Here is a 6,592-nt window from a genome sequence, read left to right on the forward strand (position 1 = left end):
TATGGAAAATGAATTAAGACCTTTTTGGAATAGACTTTTTAGTTTTGACTGGAAATTCGGATTGTTTTTAATTTTAATAATTTGTGTACCAAGATTCTTTCTGGTTCTTAGTGCCAATTCATCTGGAAATTATGGCTACATCGGATTAATAATGATTATTTCTGCAATGGCACCTATCTTATTCCTAAGTAAATATGGCAGAATAAAAATAGGAATGACCAAAACTAAAAACTATTCCTGGCTTGTTATAGCTTTTATAACAGGACTTTTTGCCAGTATTTTACTTTATTTTCTCGGGCAGTTTCTTTATGGAAGTTCTTATGAAAACTGGTACACCTATATTGGAAAATCATATAAAATTCCAAGTGCAATAAATGAGAATGACAAAGCAATTCTTTTTACTGTAATGGCTTTAACCGGAATGACATTCAGCCCTATTGGCGAGGAATTATTTTTTAGAGGAATTGTGCATTCTAGCTTTGCAAAATCAATGGGCAATAAAAAAGCATCAATAGTTGATAGCTCCGCATTCGCATTGATACATATTTCGCATTTTGGTTTAGTATTTATAAATAATAAATGGAGTTTCCTTATGCAGCCTACTTCTATTTGGGTATTAAGCATGTTCTTTGTGAGTATACTCTTTTTTATCTTCAGAAAGCGATCAAGTTCCATTTGGGGAGCTGTAATTTGTCACTCAGCATTTAATTTAGGAATGATATATTGTATATTTTACTTATTGTAAAACAGCTTTATAGTATATTTTCTCTGCATTCTATTTTTTTTATATTTTTCCAGGCATGTTTAGCGCAACTAAACCTCGCCTTTTTTACCTCTTATTAGTGTGGTCAGCGCACCAACAGATCATTTCATAATTAGTGATAACGCCAACCATAAAAATAAAATCTACCACTCAATCGTCGTTCCATTTTCCGTTGGATGCCCGGTACATACCAAAACCCTGCCTCTTGCAATTTCATCATCTGTAAGCACTTCGTTATAATCCATCCTTACGGTACCTTTGGTGCAATTGGCCACACAGGTGCTGCATACCCCTCCGCGACAGCTATACGGTAATTTGATTTTATTTTCCAGCGCAACATCTAAAATCCTTTTCGGCCAGGACACAGCCAGATTATAAATTTCACCATTAAAATTTAAAATGACTGAATAGGTACTCTTATCTACCACTTTCTCCGAACTATCATCTTCATCTACCTCATCCTCAGGCAAAACAAAGGTTTCCCTTTTAATTTGTTTGAGGTCAAATCCCATTCCCAATAAAGTAATGCGACACAGATCCATATAAACAATAGGTCCGCAGGTATAAAACAGTGCATTTTCACGTCTGAAATTTAAATTCTCCTTCAGCAACTTCTCGATATAGAATTTATTCAGCCTGGCGGTCATCAGGTTTTTGCTGTTACTAAATATCCAGATAATTTTTAGCCTTTCAGGATAACGCAGTTGCCAATCTAATAATTCGTCATAAAATAAAGCATCTTCCATCAATCGGTTGCTATAAATAAGCGTGATCAGCGATTTATGTTCCCGAATCAAGGCTGTTTTCAAAATGGAAAATAGTGGCGTAATCCCTACACCCGCTGCGAAAAGAAAAAGATCTCTTTCCAGATTTTCTGCCACCACATAACTAAACAATCCCTGTGGTTCCTGCGCAAATAATATATCGCCAGTAGCTGTTTTATGGTGAAGAAACCTCGAGATCTCCCCATTTTCTACCCGTTTCACGGTGATGGCCAAAGGCTCATCCACATCAGGAGAGCTATTAAAAGAGTACGACCTCCTCACTTCCCTGTTCTTTCCTTCAAAAACTAACGACACAAACTGACCAGCTAAATAATCCGGGTATTTCTCCCCGATCTCTTCAAATTGAAAAGTTAAGTTATCTCCCGGCTGACTAATAATCTTGTTAATACGAAGTTTGAACATACTACAAAGAAAAGGATTTGCGTTGAAAATTCGTTAGTCGTTAGTCGTTAGTCGTTAGTCGTTAGTCGTTAGTCGTTAGAAGAAACAACTGGTAACCAAGTGGTGTTTGACTGATGAAAAATATTTAATTGGGAAAGCGTGAGCGGTTAGAAAGAACAATTCTTATGAGCTATTTATTGGTTTATTCGTCATTGGTTCATTGGTTAGCGTGATGGAGACGAAGTTGGGTTAGAAATTTAGGGTTTAGGGTTTAGGGTTTAGGGTTTAGGGTTTAGGGTTTAGGGTTTAGGGAGAACAATTCCGTGGAAATCCGTGTTTTGGTGGCAAAACTTTATTGGCTAATTAACCCATATAAAATAGCTTAGTATATGCTTTTAGCTTTTAGCTTTTAGCTTTTAGCTTTTAGCTTTTAGAAAAAACAATTCTGCGGTTAATGATTTTATCCAATATCACCATCAAGATCTGTGAAATCAAAAAATCTGTGAAATCACCTTCAAAAAAAAACGTCCCGGTTACCCGGGACGCCTTACCAAATGCTTGTCTTTATCTTAACTATATTATTCGCCGTTGTAAGCCAATAACACACGCTTCTTTTCGTATCCGTAGCGTTTCGGATGTTCTACAATCTGTTTCATAGAAATTACTTTATACACGTAGCGGCCGGTTTCCTGGTTCAGCTTCATTTTATAATAATTATCCTGATTCTGATTGGTGATTTGTCTGCGTAAACGGCCATCGCCAACATTGTATGCCGCAGCTACCAATGTCCAGCTATCTAAGCTTCTATACATTTCTTTGATGTACTTGCAGGCCGCAACGGTAGATTTGCGCAAACTATAGCGCTCATCTACTCTTCCATTTACCTTTAAACCGTAAGAGCGGGCGGTACCAGGCATGAACTGCCAGATTCCGGCTGCGCCTTTTGGAGAAACGCCGCCTGCCATTCCAGATTCAACCAAAGCCAAATACTTGAAATCATTCGGAATTCCATAAGCAGCAAGAATCGGTTCGATAACGGGAAACCATTCCTTCGCTTTTTTATGCAAACGATTTGTTTGCGTAATGCCGTAGCTGTGTGAGGCAAGGATTTTTTTCATTTTGCGTTCTACTTTTTTATCGCCCAAAGGCAAAGTTTCATCAGCAAAATTTAACTGGGCCATTAAAGATTGAGGCTTTTCCTCTTTTTCAACTTTCAGGCTGTCAGTTGTGGGTATTGTTGTAGTGTGTAATTTTCCTTCTTTTAAAAGACTTTTTTGTGCTAAGGGCATTTGGTAAGCGAACACTTTAGCCATGATAAATAGTGTTGCCACTACCGCAAATGGTACGATGTGTTTCTTTAACATCTTCCTCCTTTTTTTGGTGAACTTATATAAAAACGTCGGCAAAGCTAAAAAATAATAAGCACATTATCAAATAGTTACGTAAATACACATCAAAAACAGCCTCTAAACTACTTAAAACGTGGATTTTAAATTTCCAAAACCGACCTATTTTTCCTATATTAGAGGCTAATTTTTTAATATAATTTCCGCACTACAACATTGTTATATTCAGCAATTTTTCATAAATTTGCAGCCCGCATTTCAGGATGCGGTTAAAAGCGTATCATGATAAATAAAAACAACAGGAACAGTCGGGATGACAAGTCCAAACCGGGTAGCCGGAACACTGATGACAGAAGTAGTTCAGCCGGATCTGACAGAAAAAGATCAGACGACAGAGACAACAAATTCAATAAATCATCCGATTCTAAAGACAACTTCAGACCCAGAAGTTCAGAGGGTAAAGATTTTAAATCAAAATCATTCAGCGACAGAAAAGATTCAAGACCAAGAACAGGCGGACGTGACTTCAAATCGAAAGATGCTGAACCACAAAGTTTCAAATTCGGCGATCGCGAGTTTAAATCGAAAGATACCGGCGCAAAAGAAGAACGCAGTTATAAGCCAAGAGAAGGTGGATCCAGAGATTACAAACCCAGAACCGGAGACCGCGATTTCAAATCAAAAGATGGTGGATCAAGAGATTACAAACCCAGAACAGGAGATCGTGATTTTAAATCAAAAGACGGCGGATCAAGAGACTTTAAACCAAGAACAGGCGACAGGGACTTTAAATCAAAAGAAGGTGGAGCAAGAGATTATAAACCAAGAACAGGAGAACGCGATTTCAAATCTAAGGATGGAGATTCGAGAGATTTTAAACCGAGAGAAGGCGGATATAAAGATTACAAATCAAGAGGCGGCAGAACAGACGACTTCAAGCCAAGTGCTGGAAGCTCAAGAGATGTAAAACCAAGAGAACCCAGAGAAGGAGATTCTCGTCCGTTTAGAAAACGCGAAGAGACACAGCAACCGAGAGACACCGAATTTAACCGTCCGGAACGTACCGTAATTGCTCCTGCCCGTAAAACAAATGAAGATAAAGGCTTAATTCGCCTTAACAGATATATTTCAAATGCAGGAATTTGCTCTCGCCGTAAGGCCGATGAATTGATTGCTGCTGGTGTAGTTTCCGTAAATGGAGAAGCAGTTACCGAATTAGGACATAAAGTAGATCCTTCAAAAGATCTGGTTCGTTACAATGGCGAGTTGCTTAAACGCGAGAAAAAGGTTTACGTTTTGTTAAACAAACCAAAAGACTACATCACAACAACTGATGACCCGCAAGAACGCCGTACCGTAATGCAATTGGTTGATAAAGCCAGTCGTGAGCGGATTTATCCTGTTGGCCGTTTAGACCGTAACACAACAGGGTTATTGTTAATGACCAATGATGGTGAACTTGCAGATAAATTATCTCACCCAAAAAACGGAATTACAAAAATTTATAACATTGAACTGGATAAGTCTTTATCACAAGGTGATTTAAATAAAATTGCCTTTGGTTTAGAGTTAGAAGATGGATTGATTAAACCAGATAACATTTCTTATGTGTCTGGCGGAACCAAAAAAGAAATCGGTATTCAGATTCACAGTGGTAAAAACCGAATTGTTCGTCGTATTTTCGAACACCTGGGTTACAGCGTAGAGAAATTAGACCGCGTTGTTTATGGCAATTTAACGAAGAAAGATTTACCCCGCGGTAGATGGCGTTATCTGGAAGATCATGAGTTGATCCAGATTAAACACTTAATAAAATAATGACAAAGGCAATCGAAAGGTTGCCTTTTTTATTGTCCTAAGATCATAAAAGAATGATGCGAGAAGCAGTATTCACCCATCTTTTAATTTTTAGCAAAACGCTAATCTTAGAATTATTTAACAATTGCCCCAACAAATTTTTATCATCTTTGTTCCAAAGGAAGATTATTATATGAAAAAATATATCGGAATATTCTTAATGTCGCTATTATCCACAGTCGCAGTTGCCCAAAAAAAATATAACCTTATTGTTGGCACTTACACGGCTCCAGGCAAGAGTGAAGGAATCTACACTTATGATTTTGATATTGCCAACGGCAATACCAGCTTAAAAAATATCGCTAAAGGCATTCCAAATCCAAGTTATCTGGCCATTTCTCCCGACAAAAAACATGCTTACGCTGTAAATGAAACGGGAGATAAAAGCACAGTTACCGCTTTTAAATATGAGGCTAAAACAGGGGCATTAACATTTTTAAACAAAGTTGAGAGTCATGGTGCCGACCCTTGTTTTATTACCGTTGATGATAAAAATGTATTGGTAGCGAATTATTCCGGAGGCAGTTTAGCAGTATTTTCACGCAGTGCTGATGGATCTCTGAGTGAAGCGATCCAGGTGATCAAACATACCGGAAAAAGTATCGACCCAAAAGGCCGGCAAAATAGTGCACATGTGCACATGGTGAAGTTTACACCCGATCATAAATATTTGGTTGTTAATGATTTGGGAGAAGATCAAACGTATATCTACAGCTATGATCTGGCAGGAAAAGAGAAAACGCTAACAGAAAAATCCGTTATTAGAACAAACGCAGGTACCGGTCCGCGGCATATTGTTTTTAGTCCTAATGGAAAATTTGCCTACCTGGTTCACGAATTTAACGGTAGCATTACTGCTTTCCGTTACAAAAAAGGCGAACTCACCAAGCTACAGGAAATTAGCACTACACTGAAAGACTTTAAAGGCGCTGTAGATGCAGCAGATATACACGTTTCTGCAGATGGTAAATTCTTGTATGAAACCAACAGAGGTGATGCAAACAGTATTTCTACCTTTGCCATTCTTCCAACGGGTAAGCTAAAATTTATAGGAACACAAAGTACTTTAGGTAAAGGGCCAAGAAACTTTACGATAGATCCGAGTGGAAAATTTCTGTTGGTTGGTCATCAGTATACCAATAACGTTGTAATTTTTAACAGAGACGTTAAAACAGGTAAATTAACTGATAGCGGAAAAAGAATTGATGTGGGTGCACCGGTTTGCCTGATTTTTGATAAATAAGCGATGTTTTCACTTTGAATTATCATCCTGAATTTATTTCACGACCTACTTACAAAAGATGCTGAAACAAGTTCAGCAGGTAGACCGTTCATAGTAGCTATGTTAGCCATTTTGCGATAAACGATCGCTATTGCCACTTCGTCATCGTAAGTTTGTATAAATAGGTTTTGAGAATTGCTGACAGGATATAATTTTGTTCAGCATAAAAGATCCAGCA

The 6,592-nt window shown here is 37.9% G+C and carries 5 protein-coding genes; 3 read left to right on the forward strand and 2 right to left on the reverse strand.

Annotated elements, in window-relative coordinates; genetic code table 11:
- The first annotated feature begins 1 nt into the window (after nt 1).
- Nucleotides 2–745 (forward strand): CPBP family intramembrane glutamic endopeptidase, encoded by a 744-nt coding sequence (locus tag GJU39_RS13410; protein WP_154281303.1) that lies wholly within the window; start codon nt 2–4, stop codon nt 743–745.
- A gap of 161 nt (nt 746–906) precedes the next feature.
- Here the strand turns inward: GJU39_RS13410 and GJU39_RS13415 are convergent, their stop codons facing one another.
- On the reverse strand, nt 907–1,950 hold the full coding sequence (locus GJU39_RS13415) for a ferredoxin--NADP reductase (protein WP_154281305.1): 1,044 nt from the start codon (nt 1,948–1,950) through the stop codon (nt 907–909).
- Between the two features lie 557 nt (nt 1,951–2,507).
- Nucleotides 2,508–3,293 (reverse strand): lytic transglycosylase domain-containing protein, encoded by a 786-nt coding sequence (locus GJU39_RS13420; RefSeq protein WP_154281306.1) that lies wholly within the window; start codon nt 3,291–3,293, stop codon nt 2,508–2,510.
- A gap of 264 nt (nt 3,294–3,557) precedes the next feature.
- Here GJU39_RS13420 and GJU39_RS13425 point away from each other — a divergent pair, with 264 nt between their 5' ends.
- Nucleotides 3,558–5,093 carry a pseudouridine synthase gene (locus tag GJU39_RS13425; RefSeq protein ID WP_154281308.1) on the forward strand — a complete coding sequence of 512 codons (1,536 nt, stop codon included), beginning with the start codon at nt 3,558–3,560 and terminating at the stop codon, nt 5,091–5,093.
- 172 nt (nt 5,094–5,265) lie between these two features.
- Nucleotides 5,266–6,375, forward strand: a complete 1,110-nt coding sequence (locus GJU39_RS13430) for a lactonase family protein (protein WP_154281309.1) — start codon at nt 5,266–5,268, stop codon at nt 6,373–6,375.
- The last annotated feature ends 217 nt before the right edge of the window (nt 6,376–6,592 follow it).

It is taken from the genome of Pedobacter petrophilus (genome assembly GCF_009674725.1).
GTDB lineage: Bacteria > Bacteroidota > Bacteroidia > Sphingobacteriales > Sphingobacteriaceae > Pedobacter > Pedobacter petrophilus.

Bases quoted from the DNA above. Each gene is read 5' to 3' on its own strand.
- GJU39_RS13425 (WP_154281308.1), top strand. From the start codon at position 3,558: ATGATAAATAAAAACAACAGGAACAGTCGGGATGACAAGTCCAAACCG.
- GJU39_RS13420 (WP_154281306.1), bottom strand. From the start codon at position 3,293: ATGTTAAAGAAACACATCGTACCATTTGCGGTAGTGGCAACACTATTT.
- GJU39_RS13410 (WP_154281303.1), top strand. From the start codon at position 2: ATGGAAAATGAATTAAGACCTTTTTGGAATAGACTTTTTAGTTTTGAC.
- GJU39_RS13430 (WP_154281309.1), top strand. From the start codon at position 5,266: ATGAAAAAATATATCGGAATATTCTTAATGTCGCTATTATCCACAGTC.
- GJU39_RS13415 (WP_154281305.1), bottom strand. From the start codon at position 1,950: ATGTTCAAACTTCGTATTAACAAGATTATTAGTCAGCCGGGAGATAAC.